Genomic DNA, 21330 nt, shown 5'->3' with positions numbered 1-21330 from the left:
ATGATGGTTATTGCTGGTCTTCGGTATAAATACCTGCGGAGATAATCGCCCCGCCAATTTCACGCGTGCCGTACAGCACACCGACGGGGTTGCCCTGCGCCGTGGTGTTGACCGGCCCGCCAAAGGCATAGCTCGGTTTATTCTCCGGGCCTTGCCGCATGCGCAACCCGCCCATTTGCGGGGAGAGCATTTGGACAACGCCGCCGAGGGCAAGGGAAGCGCCAGCAACACCAATACCTTGTGCAACGGCTGTCGACATACCTAAAAGGGCAGGATTCCAAATGGACAAAGCCACTAATGCAGCCCCAAGAATTGTTTGAAACAGTCCAGCTCGCTTGCTCCCAATTACGACGGGAACAAGGTGAATATCTTCCGACCCTTTGGTGAGCTCTAGCTCATCCTGCCGGACATTGCGTTTACCAACGAAAATAGAAAATGTCAGGCCGCGTTTGTGCGCCTCCAGCATGTAGCGCTCGAAGCCGGGTAACAAGTTCTTCATTGCATCAATGGCTTTGGTAACAGTCATGGCCCGGTATTTAAACTCCCGGCCAAACAACTGAATCATCGGACCATGAAACCTGACAGTTCTTAGAGGAATATCGATAAAAGACATAATGCCACCATAAAAAAAAACCTGCCGAAGCAGGTCATTTACATTGCGTGATAGCCTGCTCATAGAAATCTATTTCTTTACTTCTATATAAGCGATAACTGCTACCTTCATTATTACTGACAACATCAAGGATGAATACGGGACCACGCCAGGGATCGTTAAACTGTAGCGAATGTCCATCCGGTAATGGTTGAGTGATCATCGGTTGCAAATATGAATGCTTATTCCACTCAGCGATCACACAATAGACGAACGCCTGTTCCGATTTTTTCGAGTTCCCCGAAGCAATGGGAGTACTATCTTTCAAACTGCTTACAGTATTACACCCAGAAATAAACAGAGCCATAATTAATAAAATCTTCTTCATTACCTTTTCCTTAAGCTGAAAAGTGGAATGATAGCATCACATCAGGGCTTTGTGGCGCAACACCTTTACCGTTCGCTCTTTCCAATACCCACCGTAAGGCACCCGCTGGCTGAGCATGCCGTACATATGGTGCAGCAACAGGCCATCTGCCAGCAGAATGCCGGCGTGGTTGGCCACCGGCGCCGAAACCTGCATGACCGCCATGTCGCCTGAGCGTGGCGGGCCATCGAACTCGCGAAAGCCGCACGCATGCCAGTTATCCAGATAGCGGTTTTCACCCTGCTCCCACCACGGGTAATCAACGCGGTAATCGTGCAGCGTTATGCCGTGCTCCTGGCGGAAATAGCTCATGACCAGCCCCCAACAGTCGGTATGCCCCAGCACGAACTGGCGGCCCACCAGCGGCAGTTCGCCGCGCGGCAAAATGGTGCGCAAATCCCCCTCCGGCCAGCTGGCGATCGCCCAGGGCAACCCCATCGCGTCGCACTGCGCCTTGTCCAGCTCACTCGGCTGCGTTGTGGCGTCCGGGTGGCTGTGCACAATGAGGGTGATGGTGCCCCATTCGGCGGCGGCCACGTAATCTTCCGGCGCCAGATGAAACTGCTCGGTGGGGTTGTCTGCCAGGTTTCGGCACGGAAAATAGCGCTCCACGCGGGATTTTTGCGCCACCACGCCGCAGCATTCGCGCGGGTACTCAGCCCTGGCGTGCGCCATAATGGCCGTCGCGGTTTTTTCTTTCATGCTCGCCCCCTACTGCCGGATCAACGCCGCGCCGGGGAAGCCGCCGAACGGCAGCGGCTCGTGCTCGCCAAAGCGTTTTTGGCAGTCGCTCAACAGCCCGCCGCAGCGATCCTGGCTCGGATCCTCCACCGGGTTGCCTTTGTCGTCAAAGTAACGGCTACCGGCGTAATCGCAGCCGTTACCGGTGCGATAGCCGCCGCGCGAGCACCAGGTGCACAGGCTGTGGATTTGCCGAGTCGGGATGCGCAACCCCCGCAGGTCCGCCGGGCTGGAGAGTTCGAACTCCACCGCCTCATCGCTTTCCGTCGCCTTGCGATCGATGTAGAACACCTGCAGCTTTTCCTGCAGCGGATCGGCCGAAGAGTTCCCTTGCGGGAAATTGCGGGCGTCAAGGTAGTGCACCAGCGTGTCGTGGATCCGCACCTTGGCCTGCGCCATGTCCTCAAACTGCAGGCAGAGCGCGCTGATCAGGCCGTTGATATTGGCGACCGACAGCTTGGGCGCGTTGCCCTGGCTGTCGGCGGAGATCTCCAATCCTTCTATGCTAAACGGCCATGGGCCGTACTCCTGCCCCTGCCACCAGATCGATTTCGCCGGCAGTTTGCTTTCATCACCGCCGGCGGCGGCCAGCTCTTGCGGCGTAAAAGGCAGAGTATCGCAATGAAAGCGCAGAATATCGGCGCCAAACCGGGTGCCGTCTACCTCAATCAGGCGGATGCGGTTGCCCGGTTCCAGCTTTTGCAAATCTGAATTCAGCATCATCTCCCCCGGTTAAACGTGAAAAGCCTCGGTAAACGTGGCCGTCAGTGAATAGTTGTCCCCGCCCATCGCGACCGGTTTATAACCCTCGCAGCGGTAAAGGCCGGGAACCTGCGTCGGTGGCGTCCATTGGAAGGACTTCACCCCATGATGATTTTCCAGAAAGACGATAATCGGCGTGATGTAGTCATACTTGCCGACAAAGGTCAGATCCCAGGAGCGCACGATCGGGTTAATGCCGTCGCCGGAGACCTGCGCATAGCCGTCGCCGAACTGCGCCTTTCTGACGCGAAAGCGCATATCGCCGGCGGCATTGACGCGCGCCGGAAATTCAAATGTCTGAATGCCCATTACATCCCCTTGATTGCTTTCCAAATCGGCTGGCCCGGCATCAAGTTACGGTTGATTACCTTTTGGCTTTCCTGCGCGGCGATATTGCCCATCCGTTTACCGAACTCGCCCCATCCCGGATCGGCCTGCGAACTGACGTTGCCGCTGTTCTCTATGGTGATGTAGACATTCGGCGCCGCCGCAGACTGCTGGCCGCCGCCGATCGCCCGCACGCCGAGCGAACCGTCCGCGCCGCGTTTGAGCGGCATAATGGCCTCCGGCCCGGCTTCGCCCATCAAGCCGGCGCCTCTGGCGAACGCGAACAACGTGGGATTGCTGACGATCTGGCCGCTGAATGCGCTCAGCGAGGGCGAGGCGTACACGCCGCCTTTGGCGTTGGGGACATAGCCTTGCCAACCGGTCGGCATGCCCATCGCGCCTGAACCGGCCGCGCCCGCGCCGGCGCTTGCAGCCCCGCCCAGCAAGCCGCTGCCGATATTCATAAAGGTGGAAAGAATGGTTCTGGTCAACAGCGCCTGCATCGCCAGATCGATCAGTTGCTGAATGATGGACTGCGTCATGGAGGTCAACAGGCCGAGCATGCTTTGCTTAAAGTTTTGCGTCCCGGTCAGCAGATCGAACATCATGCCGGAGGTCCGTTCCCGCGTCATGTCCACCAGCCCCAGCGCCATCTTGTGCACGCGGCTCTGCCCGCCGAACAGACTCAGCGCCTGCTGATACTGAGCGTCCGACGATTCCTGCGTCGCCGCCTGCATCAGCTGTTCATAGCGCTGTTTATCCAGAATGCCTTGCTGGTAGTAGGCCTGGTATTGCGCCTGCTGCTGCACCAGTTGATTGTTAAGGCGAACGGCAGGATCCACATCACCGGCAATGTTCATGCCCGGCGCGGCGAGCGCATCGGTTTCAGCCTTCAACCGCTGGCGCGTCGTTTCTTGCTGCTGCATCCGGCTGGCGGTCTGGTACTCGCGTTCGGTCAACAGCCGCCCGTCATACAACGCCTTCAGCGCCTTGCCGATCTCTTGCTCTTTGCGCACCGCCGCCTGCCCTGGCGCGTATTGTTCAGCGAGCTGTTGCCGCTGCCGCTGATACTTCTCGGCGTTCAGCGCCATCGCACGCTGCACATCGGCCTGCCCGGCACCGGCCGCCTTGGCTGTTGACGCCAGCTTGGCCTGCGCGCTTTGTTCATCCTGGGTGATTTTTTCGAGGCTGCTCAGATGCGCCTGCTCGATTTCCTGACGCAGCTGTTGGTACTGATCAAGAGCCTGCTGTCGCTCACGTCCAAGATTATCTGTATTTACAATATCCAATGTATAAGCAGGGGGCGGAGAGGGCATCAACTGCGCCTGCGCAGTTGCAGTAGCGGGCAAAATATTACCTGCTGGCTGATTAAATTGACGAGCTGCCCCTGTCAAAACAAGAAGGTTAGCTTGGTCAATATTTTGCATACTAGTGCGAGTATTTTGAATCCCGATGTCTATTGACTCGAGAGCCGCTTCTGCACGCACCCGCGTAGCTTGCAGTTGCTTTTCAACACCAAATATGTCACCCAGCCGACCTGGGTTACTCTGTATTCGTTCTATTCGCTTGTTTGCATAATCCAACAAGTTCTGCTGCTTATCTCGCTCACTAAGCTGTTCCTCGAGCTGCTCACTGAGATCTAATTTTCTCAGGGCAAGTTGCTTACTAGACAGTTTGATAAGCTCTGACGTAGTTAGAATCGCAGCATCTTTCAGACTCACCGCAGCCTCTTTGGCTTGCATTGTTTGCTCATAAAAGTATGCCATCCCCAATCCCGCCTGGATGGCGACACCGATCGGGCCACCAAGCATCCCCAGCGCGACGCGAGAGGCAGAACCGACGCCCGATGTCGCCTGAGCCGCCCCACGCGCCGCCGCAGCCTGATCGCGCCAGGCCGCCGCGCTGTCATTCAGGCCGCCGGCCAGTTTCAGCATCTCCTCCGCCCGGCTGCCGCCTTCGCCGGAAGCGCTGCTCGCCTGGCGGGCCGCGTCGTCCAACTGTTTCATCTGCGCCGTCGCGGCGACGGTGATGGACGCAAGTTCGGTGAGCGCCTGCCCATACTGGCGCGAGGTGGCGGCGAGGCCCTGCAGCGACAGTTCAACGCCGGCCAGCCCAGCCAGTTTCCCCGCCAGGCCGCCAAGCGTGCCGCCGATGCGTTGATACGACTCGTCGGTCTTCTTCGCATCCTGCTGAGCCTGGCGGTTAAATTTGGCGGATTGTTCCCCGGCGGTGCGGTAAGCCGCCGTCAGTTTGTTTTTAAAGTTGGTGTCATTCAGTTGCAACCCGACGACCAACTGTGCGGTATCAGCCATTTCCCAGCACTCGCATAACGTCAGCACACTGCATATCAATACTGCTTTGCGCGGGCTGACCGGATTGATGAACGGGGGCACTCTCCGCCGCATCGGCCGTCATGCCTTGCAGTTTGAAGTATGCCCGCCAGTGATTCAGGATGTGCGCCGGCAGCGCGGCTATCTTGCGAGGATCCGACTCACCCCAGCGATCGGCCAGTTGGAACACCAACATCAGCCAGGGCGAGTCAGTCAGTTTTTTTCCGCTTCCTCCAGGCTACCGACTGCATGGCGCTTGACGGCACCGATGGCTTCGACCAGCGTTGGGTTGTCGTGCGCCGCCAGCAGATCGTCTACGCTCGGCAAGGCGCCGGCCGGGATACGTTTGCCGTCCGGCGTCATCAGGCATGACAGCAGCAGCTGCACGTTGAGCTGAGCGGCTTTGCTCATGTCACCGCTGTCGATGGCGGCCTTCATGCCGTCTTCGTTTTCCTGCAGCTCCGCCGCTTTCAGGCGGCGAATAAAGGCTTTGGCGCCAAAAATCTGCGTTTCAATCACGTGATCGTCGGATTTCAGCAGCGCCGCTTTCAGCGCTTTCAGATCGTATTTCTCACTCATCGGTTTTTCCTTGTTCAATTCAGTTTACTCTGCGCATCAGCGGGTTGCCGCAGACCGCATGGCCCGCGGCGGAAGCGATCGCGCCGAGCGCCCTCAGACGTTAACCCAGCGCGATCGTCGGCTCGTCACACCTTCGGGGTGACCGAGCCCCAGGTGTTGCTGTTTTGCTTGCCCTGGACGGTAATCTGAATGACTTCGCTCGCCGGGGCGGTGATCTCATTCATTTTCCAGCCGGACAGCGACAGGATGGAGGTGGAGGTGCGGCCGTTCGGCAGCTCGACGTAGAACTGCACCGTTTCGCGCTTGTCCGCCGCATTCAGCAGCGCCGCGAAATCGGCGTTGGACGGATCGTCGATGAAACCGATGGACTTCTCCGCGCCTTCCGGCAGGTCGGAAATAAACTGCTTGGCGGTATCCAGCAGCGTGGTGCAATCGACAAAACCGCCGGTTTGCCCCATTTCACCCACCGCTTTACAGTTGGTCAGCGCCTTCATGGCCGTCGGTGCAGCCCCGACGGTGCCCCATTTGACGATAGTGCCGGCAGGCAGCATGGCGTATTCTGGCGAGGTTTTATCAGCCATAGTTTTTCTCTCTCTTTTTTGATGAAGGATGGTAGCGGTCGCTACCGGTTTTCGATGCCATAGCGGACGTGAGCCGCCAGGATGCGTAACACTTGGTGCTTATGGTGATCCAGCGCAGGGCGAATAAACGGGGCGGCGGCTTGCGTTGCCGTGCCGTACTCCTGCGCCAGGGCTCTGTGGTAATGCTGTTTACTGGGGCCGACACGCAACGTCACCGCGTTCCATCCGGTAACAGCCGGACGTATCGCGATGCCGGCGCTCAGCGATGGCTCGCTGTTTGACGCCCCCCGCTCGGCACACTGCTGCATCGTGCTGAGCAGCGGCGCCAGCGCGGCGTGGCCTGCCTCCGGCAGAATGTGACTGGCGACCTCGCGCCGAATCGCTTCCAAGCGGCGAGCCAATTCCGCCATGCCGGAAACGTTTATGGCGATCACGCCGCCACCTCGGAATGGGTAATGAGGTAATCGCGCGCCATCCGATACTGAACGCGGTTATCCGCCAAGGGCGTGGCGATCTGCAAAAGGGTGCTGCGCGTAACCGCCTGTACCGGCCATTGGCCGATATGACCATGTCGAACCCCTTCCCAGGCGTTCAAAACCGCCTTATCCAGAGCGATCAGCCGGGAGTAATCGTCGATCACATACAGCACGATCTGAAAACGGCTCTGCACCAGCGAACTGTCAACCAGACCGGTGTTCACTTTCAGATCGCTGATCTTCTGATAGGTCACACCTTCTTGCTGCGGATCCGGCAAGATCAGCGGATGAACCGCCAGATGGGTTAGCGCGGCCAGCGAGCGTTGGATTTCATCTTCAATCATTTGGGCAAGGTCTCCGTCGTTTTGAGGGGGAATCGTTTTACAGACGCATTCAGGCATCAGGAAAGGAACAGCGCGCGTTCCGCCGCACGCCGGGCAACCAGCCCATCGAGCCGCACACCGCCCGCATTCACCCATCGGCCGAACTGGTCGGCCGCCCCCTGCCGATCGCCGGCATTCAGCCGGCGCAGCAGCGTCGATTTCTCCAGCGCACGCAAGCCCAGGTTATAGGCGAAGCTCACCAGCGCATCGAACTGCCCCTGCGTGATCGTCACCGCCACCAGCCGTTCGACGCCCTGTTCGAATTGGGCGACACCGCACACCAGCAAACGCTCGGCCGTTGCGGCATCGATCGCCATGCCGGCCCCCACTTTTCGTCCCGCTACCGGTTGAGTCCACCCATAGCCGATGGTCCAAACGCCGACCGAGTCCTGATAAGCCTGCAACCGCAGGCCTTCGAAACGCTTAATCAGCGCCATGCCATCGTCACTTATCTTCATTGATTTCCTCCTGACGCTTTATTGAGAAATCGGCGTTCCAATGCCTTGATCAGCGATGCTCCCGACCACCCCGCCATGCCGCATACGCCGCCCATCACCTCCGAAGGCCAGTCGTAATGCAGCGCAATCATCACCATGGTCAAGCCAGCGAAAATAGAGACGAACAGCTGCAAAAACAGCGTCCTCCAGCTAAAAGTTTCGCCGTTCAAAACCTTGAAGGAATAGCTGGCGATCGCCCCCAGCAGCGTCATGCCGAAAGCAAGCAGCATTGAAAGGATGTTTGGTTCATTTTTCCAAGGCATAATCATCACCCTCCCCTTACCGGGGCATAGCCCGATCGTCGGGAGTCATGGAAAAGAGCGGCTAAATGCGGCGCCCCTCTTCGTCATTCCTGTTCCATTTAAAAAGCGGCCATTTACGCTATCGAAAATGGCTTATCCATTCTGTTCAACCTGAGCAGATAAATAAGAATTGCGCCGCTTTATAAAGGAGAAGGATTAGCCTCCCGTCGTGGTCATTCAACGACAGTCATTATTCAGTGAGTGATTAACCGTTTTGACAAGGAGGCTAAAAATGAAAAAACCCGCCTGAGCGAGATTTAGTTATTGTGCGGCGGCGCCGGCAACGACTCAGTTTTATCAGATTACGCGTTTATTTGCGTACGCGTGAGTCTTTTATTATAAAAAAACAAAACCCCGCCGGAGCGAGGTTTAGTTATCGTGCGGCGGCGCCGGCAACGACTCAGTTTTATCAGATTACGCGTTTATTTGCGTACGCGTGAGTCTTTTATTATAAAAAAACAAAACCCCGCCGGAGCGAGGTTTTGTTATCGCGCGGCGGCGCCGGCAACGACTCAGTTTTATCAGATTACGCGTTTATTTGCGTACGCGTGAGTCTTTTATTATAAAAAAACAGAACCCCGCCGGAGCGAGGTTTAGTTATCGTGCGGCGGCGCCGGCAACGACTCAGTTTTATCAGATTACGCGCTTATTTGCGTACGCGTGAGTCTTTTTTTAAATTATTGCAACGCGCATACGCTATTGTTATTCCTGATGTCACAGTGAAACGAGAAATAAACCCTCATCAACTTCAACGACAGCAGTTTCAGCGATCCATACTCAACTTTATATCCAACATCGCCAGGCATCCCCCGATGAATCCCTCCGCCGTTTGCATCTCTTTGCGTATCGTACCGTCTGAACATTTCCTTTTCAGGGCGATCTTACGCAGAGATATGCCATAAACATGGTGGGCAATGATGAGATCGAACTCTTCGGGTTTGTATTTCTTCAATCTGCCCACGCAACCGTCGATCACCAGGCCATCATCATCGCAGCAGGAACGTTCACCTTTCGATTTATAGGACAACAGCCCTCTGAACCCGGCAGCAATGGGGGAATAATCGATGCCGCTGTTATCCCTGGCCCATACGCCCCACCGCTCCAACACTTCATTCATATCTCTCATGCTTCCACCTCCTTTGGGCGTTTGCCACATCGCCAGGGCTCCATGTCGTTGACCGACGTCGGTCGAGCCGCTCTTCTGCTCGGCGTGCGCCAACACGCAACAACCGCTCCGCCCGGCGTGCTCGCCGAGGGTATTACATCAAATACTGTATAAATAACCAGTGCCAAGTATACCCAGAGGTATCTTTTTTTCAATAGCGAAAATCCATTTACCTACAGGTAAATTTAGGTACGATGACCCCATGAAAAACGAGCAAAAAATGCACCTCCAGGAGATGCGGCGAGAGCGCCTGATCATCCTGATCGATAACCTCGGCGTCGGGGGACAAAAGCGCCTTGCGGAGGCGCTCGGTATTGCCGCGGACTATGTCTCTCGCCTGCTCTACCCGCCGGGCAAGAAAGGCAAAAAGGGCATCAGTGGCGATATGGCGCGAAGGATTGAACAGTACTTCGCCGTGCAAATCGGCTGGCTGGATGGCCTGGAGCAAATCGGGCTACGCCCCGTCAGGCAGAAGACAGCACAGACCTTGGGTAAAACGCTTCCGCTGCTGGCATGGACATTGCCGTTATCTCATGAACAGCTTCGCAAAGGAACGACCGTCCACTACCCGGCAATGGTGCAATGCAGCGCTCAGGCCTACTGGTTGCCGGTGCGGGATGACACGATGAACGGCTCTGCCGGCGCCAATTACCCAAAGGGCGCCTTGATACTTGTCGAACCCGTTACTGCCGGCATAACCGAGCTTATGTCCGGCGATAAGGTGATAGCGAAACGCTGTGACAGCGCGGAACTCATCTTTAGAAGGTATGTCGAGGAAGCCGGGCATCGATGGCTTAAGGGAAGCATGCCGGGTTGCCCGGCGCAGAATGCCGATGAGTACGCGATTATCGGGGTGGTGCTTGGCGCCTGGCTGCCCTAGCCCATGAGTGCCGCGTTGAGAACCGCATAAAGCAAAAAACCGCCAACCTTGCGGCTGGCGGTTTTTTGGCACTCATGGTGCCGGCTACCGGAATCGAACTGGTGACCTACTGATTACAAGTCAGTTGCTCTACCTACTGAGCTAAGCCGGCTGAATTTGGCGGAAGGACAGAGATTCGAACTCTGGGAGCTGTTACACTCGACGGTTTTCAAGACCGTTGCCTTAAACCACTCGGCCATCCTTCCAATGGGCGCTGATATTAGCGATACCGTTATGAAATGTCTATCATTTTGATGCAAAAAAATGGCATGGGCGGTGCAGTTGCCTAAACTTCAGGCCTTAAACGCTTAAAAAATGAAAAGCCCCGCAAAAGCGAGGCTTTTATGTTCGGCTGAAACGCGATTACTTCGGCTGCGAATCGTAGTCGGAACAGGTTTGATAGCCCTTGTTCATGACATGGCCCGTGTCGTTGTAGCTGACAAAGTACGTTTGCACCTTGCCATCGCGCGGCGCGACCGCATAGGTATCGCAAGTGCCTTGCGCATGAATCAGCGTGGCAGACGTCGACGGCGGACCGGCAATCGCCCGCACCTGCTGCTTGGTCATCCCTACTTTGACATCGCTGACCACCGGCTCATTGACATAACTGGTTGCACGGTCATAGGCGGTGCAGCCGGCAAGAATGGAAAATACCGCTGCAGTACCGACGGCCAAAACCAACTTCTTCGTCATAGCTTGTCCTCTTGGAGTACGTTTGTTGTCCCCTAAGTCTAGAAGTGGAAAGGCTTTTCTACAAATTCCCGTTTGTCGATCGGTGCGGTTTACGCTCGTCGATCAGCGTTTGACGTTTTCCTGTCGTTTCAGCTGCTCTTCAAACCCCTGCTGTGACTCCTGCACGTAACGCTGCAGCCCTGCGGGATCGATAAATGCCTGCGTATCGCCGGCCTGCAAACGCCGCCATTTGTCGGCCAAAGCGAAACGCGTCCCTTTATTGGCGATAAATATATCCGCCTGCACCCGCGCCAAACGGGCGAAACTGCCGCGAATGTCCTCAATCAGCTGCGGATAGTTTTTGTTGCCGATCAGGTAGTAACCCGGTGTAGCCAGGCTGTCAGCATAGATAAAGCGATACGGCTTGCCGTTATGCCGTAGCGTGGTCAACCACGACGTCGCGCCCGGCAGATGCCCCGGCGTCATCATCGCGGTCAGCGTCAGGCCGCCAAGGGTGATGCTGTCGCCATCGGCAACCACAATATCCGTTTGCACGGCCGGGAAAGTGAGCGTATCCCCCAACGCGAAATCCTGCCGTCCACCTAACGCCAACTGCCGCGCATTGGCCGCGCTGGCCACCAGCCTCGCGCCGCTCCAGCGTTTCAGCTGCGCAATGCCGCCGGCCTGATCGAGCCTTGCATGGCTGTTCAGGATATATTTCAGATCCTTAATGCTAAACCCCAGCCGTTCGATATTCGCTTTGATGCCCGGTGCACTGCTCTCCAACCCCGCATCGATCAAAATCAATCCCTGCGGCGTGCTCAACAATACCGACGACAGGTTGCTCGTGCCGACGTAATACACCTGCTCAAAGATCTGGAACGGCGCTATCGGCTGCGCCCACTCTTCAAACAGCGAGTATGGCGGAGCGCTAGACAACGGCTGCGCCGGGTCTAACTTCGCCTGCGTGGAGAAGCTCAAGGAAAAGGCCATCGCCATCAGATAATGCATGCTTTTTTTCATTTTTCTCTTCTGTCTGTGTCAACCGGGCAGGAGTATACTCGGCCTGACATTGAACAGTATTCAATTAAAAAAAGGACAATTGATGAATATTCTACAAATGGACATGAATCTGCTGAAAGTGCTGTATCTGCTGATGGTAACGGGTTCCAGCCGTAAAACCGCCGAGCGGCTGGGCATCAGCACCTCCGCCGTCAGTCATGCGCTGGCTCGCCTGCGGGAAGTGTTGGATGACCCGCTGTTTCGCCGAGAAGGACATCGCCAGGTTCCCACCCTGTTTGCACTGTCGTTGAAAGACAAGTTGGCGCCGCTGTTCTCCTCGCTGGACAGTGAAATGTTCGGCCAACAACCGCAGGCGCCGCGTCGCTTCACGCTGGTGGCGCCCCCCGCTCTGCACCCTATTCTGTTGCCTTTGCTGGCGGAAAAGGGCGCCGCTTGCCATGCCGATATTCACTGCCAAAACTTTGAACGACGCGCCTGGCGCGAAGAGCTGCTTGAGGGGAGCGTCGATCTGGTGCTGGCGGTGGGCGATCATCAACAACGCACCAGCGCACTGCATTATGAAGCGCTTGGGCGCACTCGCCTGATTGCGCTGTATGGCCCGCCGCTATACCCAGTCCTGCAAGATAAACGCGCGCTGGCCTTCAGCGAACTGGCGGATTACGCGCATTATTATTGCCATCCGTGGCCACAAACGGAAAACGAGCTGGATCGGCAGCTTGAGCGCCAGGGGTTGCACCGCCGCATTGCCCTGAACTGCGCCGACTACGCACAACTTCCACCGGTGCTGCGCCGCGCGCCGTTGCTGGCGGTAGTGCCTCAACCATGGTTTACCGCCCAGCCCGACAAGCACGGGTTAAGCGCGCTGCCGATTAGCGATAACCTGGCTATCGGTCACCTTTTTTCTCAATACCGAAAAGGCGAGCCGGAGTGGCGAAAGCGGCTGATTTCCGCCATCCACGCCGAGCTGCGACACTACTACCGCTAAGTAGGATCAGAAACCGAAATCGCTCAGCGCCGGGACATCGTCCGGGCGCCGACCGAGCGGCCAATGAAAACGCCGATCCTGTTCGCGAATCGGCATGTCGTTGATGCAGGCATGGCGGTTAATCATCAACCCTTCCTGATTGAACTCCCAGTTTTCATTGCCGAAGCTGCGATACCAGTTGCCGGAATCGTCGCGCCACTCATAGGCGAAACGCACCGCGATGCGCGCGCCGTCAAACGCCCACAGTTCCTTAATCAGCCGATACTCCAGCTCTTTCGCCCACTTGCGTTGCAAAAATGCGACCACCGCCGCGCGGCCATCGACAAACTCTGCGCGATTACGCCAATGGGTATCGAGAGAATAGACCTGCGACACCCGCTCAGGATCGCGGCTGTTCCAGGCATCCTCCGCCAACCGCACTTTTTCGCTGGCCGATTCACGGGTGAAAGGCGGCAATGGGGGTTTAATGCTCATGATCATCTCCTGCGTAATAATGTAGACAACTCTGTCTACATTATTACGCTAGCGCATGTAGACAGAGTTGTCTACAATCACTCGAAAATAGCCTGGGAGAAAATGATGACCGCCGATCGCAATACCTTACCCGCCCGCCAGCGCATCCTGTTGACGGCTCACGATCTGTTTTATCAGGAAGGGATCCGCGCCACCGGCATCGATCGCATCATCAAAGAATCAGGTGTCACTAAAGTGACGTTTTACCGCCACTTTCCCAGCAAGAACGATTTGATTACGGCGTTTTTAGCCTATCGCCACCAGCAGTGGCTCACCTGGTTCAGCACAGCGCTGGATCGCCATGTGGCACAAACCGGCGGGTTGCTGCCGGCGCTGGCGCCCTGCCTGGCGGAATGGTTCGACGATCCGCGCTTTCGCGGCTGCGCGTTTATCAATACGGCGGTGGAAATCGCCGATCTGCTGCCGGAAAGCCTGCAAATCGCCGGCTGGCATAAACGGCAAATGGCGGATGAACTGGCGCGTCACCTGCCCGCCGGCCCACAGCGGGAACAGCGGGCGGCAATGCTGGCGATGCTGATCGACGGCGCCATCGTCAGAGTGCAGATAGAGCGGCAACCGCAGGCCGCGCTGCAGGTGCTGAATGCCGCATTGAACATGTTGGCGCAAGGCGGGTTCGATCAGTAATTGGCCCAAATGCCCGGCGTCACCAGTTCCAACAGATGGGCGTCGGGATCGCGAAAATAAATGCTCTCCCCGCCGTGTTCCCAGCGCATCCGCCCCTCAATCTCCACGCCGTTGGCCACCAGATGCCGTTCCCAGTGCGGCAACTGCTCTTTCGCCACCGCCAGCCCGATATGCGCCGGCCCCACGCCATCGTGCGCAGGAATAAACCCGGTCGGGTAGTGCGCCCCACGCAGCGAATCACCTTCGATAAACAACAACAGTACGCTTCGATCGCCGACGTTGTAGGCGCGAAACCGTTCGTTGGCGGCCATCGTCGGCAGCTTCAGCATCTCCCGGTAAAACGCGTCCGCGCGTTCAATATCGCTGACGTACAGCACCGTTTCTATCACCCTGTCGATTTTGAGTTCCATAATAGCCTCCGCTCTGTTTTCCGTTCTGACAGCGTAGGTCGAACGGAGGCGAGCCAAAGCGCTTCCCGAGCCGACAACGGATCAATCCGTGCTTTATAGGCAAAAAAAAACGCGGCCCGAAGGCCGCGCTGTGTCATTCACACGCTGGTGCTTAGAACTGGTAAACCAGGCCCACGGCAACCACGTTGTCGGTGTTGATGCCGGCAGCGTCGGTGAAATCGTTGTTGTCCACCAGGTTGATTTTGTAATCAACATAGGTAGACATGTTTTTGTTGAAGAAGTAGGTCGCACCCAGGTCGACGAATTTGACCAGGTCTTGATCGCCGTAGTCCTTGCCGTTGCCGGCGCGGCCCAGGTCTTTACCTTTGGTCTGGTTATAGCCCACGAACGGACGCAGACCGAAGTCGAACTGGTAGTGCGCATAGGCTTCGAAGCTCTGCGCCTTGTTGGCGTAGCCGTAAACGCTGCTGTCGGAGCTGCCGAAACGCGCCGCGTTGTAGGACTGGGTGAACATCACCGCCAGATAGACATCGTTGGCGTCATATTTCAGACCGCCGGAGTAACCTTCCGCCTTGTCGCCGCGGCCCATGATGTTCTGGTGACCGTTACCGCCGTTCTGCTCGCTGGTGCGGCGAGAGTTAAAGAAGGCGCCCGCGGCGCTGATGCCGTAGCCCATGTCATAGCTCATGGACATGCCGTAGCCTTCGCCGTTTTGACCCAGAACGTCACGACCGTTGTTGGTCTCTTCGCCGTTGCCGTTTTTACCTTGGTACTGCAGGGCGAAGTTCAGGCCGTCAACCAGACCGAAGAAGTCGTTGTTACGGTAGGTCGCCAGGCCGCTGGAACGCTGGAACATGAACTGGTCGGCGCCGTAGGTCATACCGTCGAACTCGGGCTGCAAGTCGGTATACGCCGCGACGTCGTACAGCACGCCGGTGTTACGGCCGTAGTCGAAGGAGCCGTAGTCGCCGAATTTCAGACCGGCGAAGCCGTAACGGGTGAAGTTCTTGTTGTCCTGGCTTTCAGCGTGGTTCAGGTTCGCCTGATACTCCCACTGGCCGTAACCGGTCAGCTGATCGCTGATTTGCGTTTCGCCGCGCAGGCCAAAACGCATATAAGACTGATCGCCGTCCACGCCGTTGTTGCTGGAGAAATAGTGAAGCCCGTTTACTTTACCGTACAAATCCAGTTTATTACCGTCTTTGTTGTAGATTTCCGCCGCGCCTGCTGTGCCTGCAACCAGCAGTGCGGGTACCATCAGAGAGAGTACTCGAAGTTTCATCGTTATTATCCTCGTTAATTATGTCGAGCTACGGCCACTGCCCTTTTCGAGCATTATTAGCACGACTGTGCATTACCATTCTGGTAACAAGGGTTATATTAATCCAGAAAGAAAATGATACCAAGTATCCGATAGTGTTTCATTGTAATTAATAAAGGTTTCAAAATGTAAATACGCGCGAACTTTCACAAAACATTACAGACAAACAAAATAAAGCACTTAAAGATAAAAAATAGACTAATTGATAAAAAATCATGTAGTTATACATATCTTTAAGAAAAAAAAGCCAACCATACAATTGAGCGAGACAATAAGCACATTGTGCCAAAACGCGAACCACGCGCAGCCGCTATAATCACCTCGCTATCATCATTATTTTCATTATTACCTTCATTATCCGAAGATAATTTCTGCATTCCTTTAACCGGCTTCTGGCCGGTTTTTTATTTTCCTCCCTACTCTCCTCACAATTTTAGCCCGTACAAATAGCACGCAAATAAATAACCTAATGATATAGTTTCATTAATTTACTTTCGCACTAATTGCTAATCTTTTTCCTTATTTTAGTCTACAAATTGAACTTGCTTTTCATTTCGTGCTTTATCTCATCGATTATTTCCCGCCGCAGGCAAAATTAGCCGCAGAGATTCAGTTCTGGTAATCTGAAAAAAGCGCACCTTCAGCGAGTAAAATTCATGATGTCCTTTCAACCCGACGTGCTGTGGCGGCGGCTGCAAAGTTCCCCCTTCCGCGCTCGCTTCCGTTTAAATGCCAAGGACCAGACTTATCTCGAGGGTAAGGGATTGCCGCTGATCCTCAGCCATGCCCGCGATTTTATCGACCGCCGCCTGGCCGCCGCCCACCCTAAAAACGACGGCAAGCAAACCCCGATGCGTGGCCACCCGGTGTTCGTCGCCCAGCACGCCACTGCCACCTGCTGCCGCGGCTGTCTGGAAAAGTGGCACGGCATACCGCAGGGCGTCGCGCTGGACGAACAGCAAAAGGACTATATTGTCCAGGCTATCGCGCTGTGGCTGGTGCGCAGAGGCGGTGCCAGAGATGTGTCAGGCACGAATATTTTCGACCCTGATCGCGGATTGTGATAAAAACTGTCAGTAACTTTCACCATTCTTTTGACCCAAGATCCTGACGCTTACATGACAGCCACCTTGTGCAATGAACAGCAAACGCCCGGCGTTCCTCAACAGATCGCCACCCGTCTGGCCTTTTTCGTCGCCGGTCTCGGCATGGCCGCCTGGGCGCCGCTGGTCCCCTTCGCCAAAGCGCGCATCGGTATCGATGACGGCTCGCTCGGCCTGTTGCTGCTCTGTATCGGCGCCGGCTCCATGTTGGCGATGCCGCTGACCGGTTTCCTGACCGGCAAACTGGGTTGCCGTGCGGTGATCCTGATGGCCGGGCTCGGGTTGTGCATCGATCTGCCGCTGTTGGCGCTGATGGACTCCCTCGGCGGCATGGCCGCGGCGCTGCTGCTGTTCGGCGCGGCGATCGGCATGATCGACGTAGCGATGAACGTGCAGGCGGTGATCGTCGAACGCGCCAGCGGCAAGGCGATGATGTCCGGTTTTCACGGTTTCTTCAGCATCGGCGGCATTGCCGGCGCCGGCGGCGTCAGCGCGCTGCTGTGGCTGGGGCTGACGCCGCTGCAATCCACCCTGCTCACCGTGCTGGCGGTGATCGCGCTGCTGACGCTGGCCAGCCGCCATCTGCTGCGTGAGAGCGGCGCCGATGACGGCGGGCCGATGTTCGTCTTGCCGCGCGGCTGGGTGATGTTCATCGGCATTCTGTGCTTTATCATGTTTCTGGCGGAAGGATCGATGCTCGACTGGAGCGCGCTGTTTCTCACCACATTGCGCGGCGTCGAACACAGCCAGGCCGGTCTGGGCTATGCGCTGTTTTCCATCACCATGACGCTTGGCCGGCTCAATGGCGATCGGGTGGTGAACTCACTGGGCCGCTACCGGGTGCTGCTGCTGGGCAGCCTGTGTGCCGCTCTCGGCCTGAGCCTGGCCATCGCCTTCAATCACGCTACCGTTTCGCTGGTCGGTTTCATGCTGGTCGGCCTGGGCGCCTCGAACGTCGTGCCGATCCTGTTCAGCGCCGCAGGCAACCAGCGCGACATGCCGGCCAACTTGGCGATCGCCTCCGTCACCACCGTCGGCTATGCCGGTATTCTGGCCGGCCCGGCGCTGATCGGCTTCATCGCTCAGTTTTCCAGCCTGACGGTGGCCTTCGCTTGCGTAGCCGCTCTGCTGTTGGCGGTGGCCGCCAGCGCCAGGGCCGTCACTCGCTGATTCAGGAATGCGCAGCCACTATGCAAAATAAACAATTGACCATAAGCTCCAGCAACATTACCCGCTGCTTCCTGCTGTTTATCGTGCTGCTGACGATCGGCATCGGCCTGTATGGCTACAACTACACCAACGCCTGGCTGGCAGAAAAGAAGTACACGCTGAACAGCATCGCCGGTTCGCTGCAAAAGCGTATCGATGCCTACCGCTATATGACCTATCAGGTCTATGACAAATTCGGCAATGCGCCGGCGCAGAATGTCGATCCCGGTTTGCAGGAAACCCGCCTGCGGCCCGATGTCTATTATGTCGAGAAACCGCACAAGAAAACCGACGCGGTGATCTTCGGCAGCCATGACGAAAACACGCTGGCGATGATCGCCAACATCTCGGACTACCTGGACACCCGCTGGGGCGCCAAGACCGAGAACTACGCCATGTATTACCTCAATGGTCAGGACAATAGCCTCAGCCTGATCACCACCCAGCCGCTCAAAGAGCTGGCTTCGCGCTTTCGGGAAAGCTACCTGACCACCTCGGCGGACGAACGCCGCGCCGAGATGCTGCAACAAGCCAATATGCTCGACGAACGCGAGAGCTTTTCCGACCTGCGCAAGCAGCGCTTCCAGAACGCCTATTCGTTCTCGATTCGCACCACTTTCAATCAGCCGGGGCATCTGGCGACGGTGATCGCCTTCGATTTGCCAATCAACGACATCATTCCGGCCAATCTGGCCCGCGCCAATTTCCTGCTGCTGCCGGACGATGTCGATCTCGACGATAGCGCCATCCCGGCGGAAACCGTCCTCGGTACCCATGCGACGATGAGTGGCGGCTGGGTGGAGTTCAGCGCCGCTCTGCCCAATGCGCCGCTGAAGGTGGTGTATCGCGTTTCGGCCATCAATCTGGCCATTGATCTGCTGCGCAACAACATTTGGCTGATCGCAGTCAACCTGCTGCTGCTGGCGCTGTCGATGCTGAGCATCTACTTTATCCGCCGCCAGTACATTCGCCCGAGCGAAAACATGGCGGTAGAGCTGGAGGCCGAGCGCGCGCTGAATCAGGAGATCGTCTCCAGCCTGCCCTCCGGCCTGCTGGTCTACAGCTTCGCCAACAATACGGTGATCGCCAGCAACAAAATCGCCGAGCATCTGCTGCCGCACCTCAGCCTGCAAAAGATCGCCCATATGGCCGAACAGCATCACGGGGTGATCCAGGCGACGGTCAACAACGAGGTGTATGAAATCCGCATTTTCCGCAGCCAGCTGTCGCCGGACACCTACCTGTTCCTGATGCACGATCAGGATAAAGAGGTGATGGTGAATAAGCGGCTGCAGCAGGCGCGGCGCGAATACGACAAGAACGTGCAGGCGCGCAAACTGATGTTGCACAACCTGGGCATCGAACTGAATCAGCCGGTGCGCCAGATGCACGATCTGGTCGACAGCCTGCGCAACCAGCCGGATGAGGAACAACAGCAGGCTCTGCTGGGCCAACTGACGGCGGCGTCGTCGTCGGTGCTGGGATTGATCGATAACATCACTCTGCTGACGCGGCTGGAAACCCAGGACTGGCAACCCACGCGCGAGCCGTTCAACCCGGCGGCGATGATCGACGAGTTGCTGCTGGAAGCCCTGCCCGCCCTCAATCAAAAGGGGCTGGCGCTGTTCAAGCATTTCCAGCTGGACGTCGAGCAGAACTATATCGGCGATGCCAACGCGCTGCGCAAGGTGATCTCGCTGCTGGTGCATTACGCCATTATCACCACCGCCTGCGGCAAGGTTTCTCTGGTTATCGACCATGAGCCCGAGCACCCTGACCGCCTGATTTTCCAAATCAACGACACCGGCTCCGGCATCTCCAACGAAGAGATCAGCAACCTTAACTATCCGTTCCTCAGCCAGACGCTGGTGGATCGCTTCAACCACGGTTCCGGCCTCACTTTCTTCCTGTGCAATCAGCTGTGCAAAAAGCTTAACGGCCAGTTGGACATTCGCAGCAAGGTGGATATCGGCACTCGCTACACCATTCGCGTCGCCATGGAGATGGAGAAAAAAGAGCCGCAGGAGCAGGAAAAGCTGCTCGACGGCGTCACCGCCTTGCTGGACGTCACGTCGGATGAAGTGCGCGGCATCGTGACCCGTCTGCTGCAGGCCTACGGCGCCGACTGCCTCGTCGCCGAAGATCGCGCGGTCAACCGCGATTATGACGTGCTGCTGACCGATAACCCGCAGCGCGCCGATGATTACACCCTGTTGCTGGCGACCGATGAGCCGGGCTGGCAAGCGCTGGATAAACGCTACATTCGGGTGAACTATAATCTGAACGGCGCATTAATCGACGCCGTGCTGATGCTGATCGAACAGCAAATGGCCGCGCTGGAACAGGAAGAAAGCCCGCTTTCATTGAGATCAGAAGATATCCAACTCTATGAAAAACAATTGAAATCAAGTGATTACTATGGGCTGTTTGTCGATACAGTACCCGACGATGTCAAAAAACTGTATACTGAGGCGGGCAGCAGTGATTTCAATGCGCTGTCACAAACCGCACACCGCCTGAAAGGCGTGTTTGCCATGTTAAATCTGCTTCCCGGCAAGCAGCTGTGCGAATCGTTAGAACAGCGCATCGCAGAAGGTGATGCGCCCGAGATCGAGAATAACATCAGTCAGATTGATTTTTTCGTCAGCAGACTGCTGAAGCAAGGTAGCCAACAACATGAATAACCTGAACGTAATTATTGCTGATGACCATCCTATCGTACTGTTTGGCATCCGGAAGTCACTTGAGCAAATTGAATGGGTGAATGTCGTTGGGGAGTTCGAAGACTCAACCGCACTGATCAACAATCTGTCCAAGCTGGACGCTAACGTGCTGATCACCGATCTGTCGATGCCGGGTGACAAATATGGCGACGGCATCACGCTGATTAAATACATCAAGCGCCACTATCCGCAGTTGTCGATCATCGTGCTGACCATGAACAACAACCCGGCGATCCTGAGCGCGGTATTGGATCTGGATATCGAAGGCATCGTGCTGAAACAAGGCGCGCCGACCGATCTGCCGAAGGCGCTGGCCGCCCTGCAAAAAGGCAAGAAGTTCACGCCGGAAAGCGTCTCCAAACTGCTGGAGAAGATCAGCGCCAGCGGCTATGGCGACAAACGCCTGTCGCCGAAAGAGAGCGAAGTGCTGCGTCTGTTCGCTGAAGGTTTCCTGGTGACCGAAATCGCCAAGAAACTCAACCGCAGCATCAAAACCATCAGCAGCCAGAAGAAATCGGCGATGATGAAGCTGGGCGTCGAGAACGACATTGCCCTGCTCAACTACCTCTCGTCCGTCAGCATGACGCCGTTGGACAAAGACTAAAGCCCGCCTCACGGCAGGTTAACGCCAAACAGGCACGGCAT

Annotated in this window: 25 protein-coding genes and 2 tRNA genes; 7 read left to right on the top strand and 20 right to left on the bottom strand. The window is 56.5% G+C overall.

The window, feature by feature from the left end:
- Positions 1–7: 7 nt before the first annotated feature.
- The 13 genes from ACJ8OK_RS01280 to ACJ8OK_RS01220 form a co-directional block, all read right to left on the bottom strand.
- Positions 8–526 carry a tail assembly protein gene (locus ACJ8OK_RS01280; protein ID WP_369795935.1) on the bottom strand — a complete coding sequence of 173 codons (519 nt, stop codon included), beginning with the start codon at positions 524–526 and terminating at the stop codon, positions 8–10.
- Between the two features lie 121 nt (positions 527–647).
- A complete protein-coding gene (locus ACJ8OK_RS01275; RefSeq protein WP_033632540.1) occupies positions 648–980 on the bottom strand; it encodes a hypothetical protein in 333 nt (110 codons plus the stop codon).
- Between the two features lie 36 nt (positions 981–1016).
- Complete coding sequence (locus ACJ8OK_RS01270; RefSeq protein WP_135638393.1) at positions 1017–1721, bottom strand: C40 family peptidase; 705 nt, start codon at positions 1719–1721, stop codon at positions 1017–1019.
- Between the two features lie 9 nt (positions 1722–1730).
- Positions 1731–2483: a phage minor tail protein L gene (locus tag ACJ8OK_RS01265; protein WP_166445277.1), complete on the bottom strand. Its 753-nt coding sequence runs from the start codon at positions 2481–2483 to the stop codon at positions 1731–1733.
- A gap of 9 nt (positions 2484–2492) precedes the next feature.
- Entirely contained in the window at positions 2493–2831 is a 339-nt protein-coding gene (locus tag ACJ8OK_RS01260) for a phage tail protein (protein ID WP_004935824.1), read from the bottom strand.
- Entirely contained in the window at positions 2831–5242 is a 2412-nt protein-coding gene (locus ACJ8OK_RS01255) for a phage tail tape measure protein (RefSeq protein ID WP_442530337.1), read from the bottom strand. Before ACJ8OK_RS01255 ends, ACJ8OK_RS01260 begins: the two co-directional genes overlap by 1 nt.
- Before the next feature lie 150 nt (positions 5243–5392).
- Entirely contained in the window at positions 5393–5758 is a 366-nt protein-coding gene (locus tag ACJ8OK_RS01250; RefSeq protein ID WP_004935834.1) for a hypothetical protein, read from the bottom strand.
- 125 nt (positions 5759–5883) lie between these two features.
- Entirely contained in the window at positions 5884–6339 is a 456-nt protein-coding gene (locus tag ACJ8OK_RS01245; protein WP_016926946.1) for a major tail shaft subunit, read from the bottom strand.
- Positions 6340–6380: 41 nt separating this feature from the next.
- A complete protein-coding gene (locus ACJ8OK_RS01240) occupies positions 6381–6773 on the bottom strand; it encodes an HK97-gp10 family putative phage morphogenesis protein (RefSeq protein ID WP_033632534.1) in 393 nt (130 codons plus the stop codon).
- On the bottom strand, positions 6770–7159 hold the full coding sequence (locus ACJ8OK_RS01235) for a hypothetical protein (RefSeq protein ID WP_213929326.1): 390 nt from the start codon (positions 7157–7159) through the stop codon (positions 6770–6772). The genes ACJ8OK_RS01240 and ACJ8OK_RS01235 overlap by 4 nt, the downstream gene beginning before the upstream one ends.
- A gap of 56 nt (positions 7160–7215) precedes the next feature.
- On the bottom strand, positions 7216–7656 hold the full coding sequence (locus ACJ8OK_RS01230; RefSeq protein ID WP_004935847.1) for a lysozyme: 441 nt from the start codon (positions 7654–7656) through the stop codon (positions 7216–7218).
- Complete coding sequence (locus tag ACJ8OK_RS01225; RefSeq protein WP_028127738.1) at positions 7653–7964, bottom strand: phage holin family protein; 312 nt, start codon at positions 7962–7964, stop codon at positions 7653–7655. The genes ACJ8OK_RS01230 and ACJ8OK_RS01225 overlap by 4 nt, the downstream gene beginning before the upstream one ends.
- A gap of 796 nt (positions 7965–8760) precedes the next feature.
- Entirely contained in the window at positions 8761–9123 is a 363-nt protein-coding gene (locus ACJ8OK_RS01220; protein ID WP_033632532.1) for an antiterminator Q family protein, read from the bottom strand.
- Positions 9124–9364: 241 nt separating this feature from the next.
- Here ACJ8OK_RS01220 and ACJ8OK_RS01215 point away from each other — a divergent pair, with 241 nt between their 5' ends.
- The gene (locus tag ACJ8OK_RS01215) at positions 9365–10042 is read left to right on the top strand and encodes a LexA family protein (protein WP_033632531.1); all 678 of its coding nucleotides are present in this window, start codon (positions 9365–9367) and stop codon (positions 10040–10042) included.
- Positions 10043–10117: 75 nt separating this feature from the next.
- On the opposite strand, the gene ACJ8OK_RS01210 is transcribed toward ACJ8OK_RS01215, so the two are convergent.
- The 4 genes from ACJ8OK_RS01210 to blaSPR all read right to left on the bottom strand — a co-directional run bounded on the left by ACJ8OK_RS01210 (position 10118) and on the right by blaSPR (position 11776).
- Positions 10118–10193, bottom strand: a tRNA-Thr gene (locus ACJ8OK_RS01210).
- Positions 10194–10199: 6 nt separating this feature from the next.
- A tRNA-Ser gene (locus ACJ8OK_RS01205) sits at positions 10200–10287 on the bottom strand.
- Between the two features lie 157 nt (positions 10288–10444).
- The gene (gene osmE, locus ACJ8OK_RS01200) at positions 10445–10774 is read right to left on the bottom strand and encodes an osmotically-inducible lipoprotein OsmE (RefSeq protein ID WP_004935874.1); all 330 of its coding nucleotides are present in this window, start codon (positions 10772–10774) and stop codon (positions 10445–10447) included.
- A gap of 102 nt (positions 10775–10876) precedes the next feature.
- On the bottom strand, positions 10877–11776 hold the full coding sequence (blaSPR, locus tag ACJ8OK_RS01195) for an SPR family subclass B3 metallo-beta-lactamase (RefSeq protein ID WP_033632530.1): 900 nt from the start codon (positions 11774–11776) through the stop codon (positions 10877–10879).
- Between the two features lie 82 nt (positions 11777–11858).
- Here blaSPR and ACJ8OK_RS01190 point away from each other — a divergent pair, with 82 nt between their 5' ends.
- Entirely contained in the window at positions 11859–12761 is a 903-nt protein-coding gene (locus tag ACJ8OK_RS01190) for a LysR family transcriptional regulator (protein ID WP_015378549.1), read from the top strand.
- A gap of 6 nt (positions 12762–12767) precedes the next feature.
- Here ACJ8OK_RS01190 and ACJ8OK_RS01185 read toward each other — a convergent pair whose 3' ends face one another.
- The gene (locus ACJ8OK_RS01185) at positions 12768–13235 is read right to left on the bottom strand and encodes a nuclear transport factor 2 family protein (protein ID WP_033633619.1); all 468 of its coding nucleotides are present in this window, start codon (positions 13233–13235) and stop codon (positions 12768–12770) included.
- Between the two features lie 105 nt (positions 13236–13340).
- Here ACJ8OK_RS01185 and ACJ8OK_RS01180 point away from each other — a divergent pair, with 105 nt between their 5' ends.
- The gene (locus ACJ8OK_RS01180) at positions 13341–13919 is read left to right on the top strand and encodes a TetR/AcrR family transcriptional regulator (RefSeq protein ID WP_033632529.1); all 579 of its coding nucleotides are present in this window, start codon (positions 13341–13343) and stop codon (positions 13917–13919) included.
- Here ACJ8OK_RS01180 and ACJ8OK_RS01175 read toward each other — a convergent pair.
- Together ACJ8OK_RS01175 and ompC are read right to left on the bottom strand one after the other, a co-directional pair.
- Positions 13913–14329, bottom strand: a complete 417-nt coding sequence (locus ACJ8OK_RS01175; RefSeq protein ID WP_033632528.1) for a VOC family protein — start codon at positions 14327–14329, stop codon at positions 13913–13915. The two genes, ACJ8OK_RS01180 and ACJ8OK_RS01175, sit on opposite strands and share 7 nt — an antisense overlap.
- Positions 14330–14480: 151 nt before the next feature.
- A complete protein-coding gene (gene ompC / locus ACJ8OK_RS01170; protein ID WP_031300730.1) occupies positions 14481–15611 on the bottom strand; it encodes a porin OmpC in 1131 nt (376 codons plus the stop codon).
- Between the two features lie 695 nt (positions 15612–16306).
- On the opposite strand from ompC, the gene ACJ8OK_RS01165 reads away from it, so the two are divergent.
- Genes ACJ8OK_RS01165 through rcsB form a run of 4 tightly spaced genes read left to right on the top strand, consistent with a single transcriptional unit; the run spans position 16307 to position 21289 of the window.
- The gene (locus tag ACJ8OK_RS01165; protein ID WP_072010097.1) at positions 16307–16714 is read left to right on the top strand and encodes a DUF4186 domain-containing protein; all 408 of its coding nucleotides are present in this window, start codon (positions 16307–16309) and stop codon (positions 16712–16714) included.
- Positions 16715–16768: 54 nt separating this feature from the next.
- Positions 16769–17923 (top strand): MFS transporter, encoded by a 1155-nt coding sequence (locus ACJ8OK_RS01160; RefSeq protein ID WP_031300733.1) that lies wholly within the window; start codon positions 16769–16771, stop codon positions 17921–17923.
- A gap of 20 nt (positions 17924–17943) precedes the next feature.
- Positions 17944–20646 carry a phosphotransferase RcsD gene (rcsD, locus tag ACJ8OK_RS01155; RefSeq protein WP_442530336.1) on the top strand — a complete coding sequence of 901 codons (2703 nt, stop codon included), beginning with the start codon at positions 17944–17946 and terminating at the stop codon, positions 20644–20646.
- A complete protein-coding gene (rcsB, locus tag ACJ8OK_RS01150; RefSeq protein ID WP_004935900.1) occupies positions 20639–21289 on the top strand; it encodes a response regulator transcription factor RcsB in 651 nt (216 codons plus the stop codon). Before rcsD ends, rcsB begins: the two co-directional genes overlap by 8 nt.
- The last annotated feature ends 41 nt before the right edge of the window (positions 21290–21330 follow it).

Source organism: Serratia sp. CY71090, from assembly GCF_052166845.1.
Taxonomy (GTDB): domain Bacteria; phylum Pseudomonadota; class Gammaproteobacteria; order Enterobacterales; family Enterobacteriaceae; genus Serratia; species Serratia nematodiphila.
Note: the sequence above shows the minus strand (reverse complement) of the source record. Positions and strands in the feature narration are given on the sequence as shown.

Excerpts from the sequence above, each read along its gene's own strand:
- ACJ8OK_RS01280 (WP_369795935.1), bottom strand. The coding sequence starts at position 526 with ATGACTGTTACCAAAGCCATTGATGCAATGAAGAACTTGTTACCCGGC.
- ACJ8OK_RS01275 (WP_033632540.1), bottom strand. The coding sequence starts at position 980 with ATGAAGAAGATTTTATTAATTATGGCTCTGTTTATTTCTGGGTGTAAT.
- ACJ8OK_RS01270 (WP_135638393.1), bottom strand. The coding sequence starts at position 1,721 with ATGAAAGAAAAAACCGCGACGGCCATTATGGCGCACGCCAGGGCTGAG.
- ACJ8OK_RS01265 (WP_166445277.1), bottom strand. The coding sequence starts at position 2,483 with ATGATGCTGAATTCAGATTTGCAAAAGCTGGAACCGGGCAACCGCATC.
- ACJ8OK_RS01260 (WP_004935824.1), bottom strand. The coding sequence starts at position 2,831 with ATGGGCATTCAGACATTTGAATTTCCGGCGCGCGTCAATGCCGCCGGC.
- ACJ8OK_RS01250 (WP_004935834.1), bottom strand. The coding sequence starts at position 5,758 with ATGAGTGAGAAATACGATCTGAAAGCGCTGAAAGCGGCGCTGCTGAAA.
- ACJ8OK_RS01245 (WP_016926946.1), bottom strand. The coding sequence starts at position 6,339 with ATGGCTGATAAAACCTCGCCAGAATACGCCATGCTGCCTGCCGGCACT.
- ACJ8OK_RS01235 (WP_213929326.1), bottom strand. The coding sequence starts at position 7,159 with ATGATTGAAGATGAAATCCAACGCTCGCTGGCCGCGCTAACCCATCTG.
- ACJ8OK_RS01230 (WP_004935847.1), bottom strand. The coding sequence starts at position 7,656 with ATGAAGATAAGTGACGATGGCATGGCGCTGATTAAGCGTTTCGAAGGC.
- ACJ8OK_RS01225 (WP_028127738.1), bottom strand. The coding sequence starts at position 7,964 with ATGATTATGCCTTGGAAAAATGAACCAAACATCCTTTCAATGCTGCTT.
- ACJ8OK_RS01220 (WP_033632532.1), bottom strand. The coding sequence starts at position 9,123 with ATGAGAGATATGAATGAAGTGTTGGAGCGGTGGGGCGTATGGGCCAGG.
- ACJ8OK_RS01215 (WP_033632531.1), top strand. The coding sequence starts at position 9,365 with ATGAAAAACGAGCAAAAAATGCACCTCCAGGAGATGCGGCGAGAGCGC.
- osmE (WP_004935874.1), bottom strand. The coding sequence starts at position 10,774 with ATGACGAAGAAGTTGGTTTTGGCCGTCGGTACTGCAGCGGTATTTTCC.
- blaSPR (WP_033632530.1), bottom strand. The coding sequence starts at position 11,776 with ATGAAAAAAAGCATGCATTATCTGATGGCGATGGCCTTTTCCTTGAGC.
- ACJ8OK_RS01190 (WP_015378549.1), top strand. The coding sequence starts at position 11,859 with ATGAATATTCTACAAATGGACATGAATCTGCTGAAAGTGCTGTATCTG.
- ACJ8OK_RS01185 (WP_033633619.1), bottom strand. The coding sequence starts at position 13,235 with ATGAGCATTAAACCCCCATTGCCGCCTTTCACCCGTGAATCGGCCAGC.
- ACJ8OK_RS01180 (WP_033632529.1), top strand. The coding sequence starts at position 13,341 with ATGACCGCCGATCGCAATACCTTACCCGCCCGCCAGCGCATCCTGTTG.
- ACJ8OK_RS01175 (WP_033632528.1), bottom strand. The coding sequence starts at position 14,329 with ATGGAACTCAAAATCGACAGGGTGATAGAAACGGTGCTGTACGTCAGC.
- ompC (WP_031300730.1), bottom strand. The coding sequence starts at position 15,611 with ATGAAACTTCGAGTACTCTCTCTGATGGTACCCGCACTGCTGGTTGCA.
- ACJ8OK_RS01165 (WP_072010097.1), top strand. The coding sequence starts at position 16,307 with ATGATGTCCTTTCAACCCGACGTGCTGTGGCGGCGGCTGCAAAGTTCC.
- ACJ8OK_RS01160 (WP_031300733.1), top strand. The coding sequence starts at position 16,769 with ATGACAGCCACCTTGTGCAATGAACAGCAAACGCCCGGCGTTCCTCAA.
- rcsD (WP_442530336.1), top strand. The coding sequence starts at position 17,944 with ATGCAAAATAAACAATTGACCATAAGCTCCAGCAACATTACCCGCTGC.
- rcsB (WP_004935900.1), top strand. The coding sequence starts at position 20,639 with ATGAATAACCTGAACGTAATTATTGCTGATGACCATCCTATCGTACTG.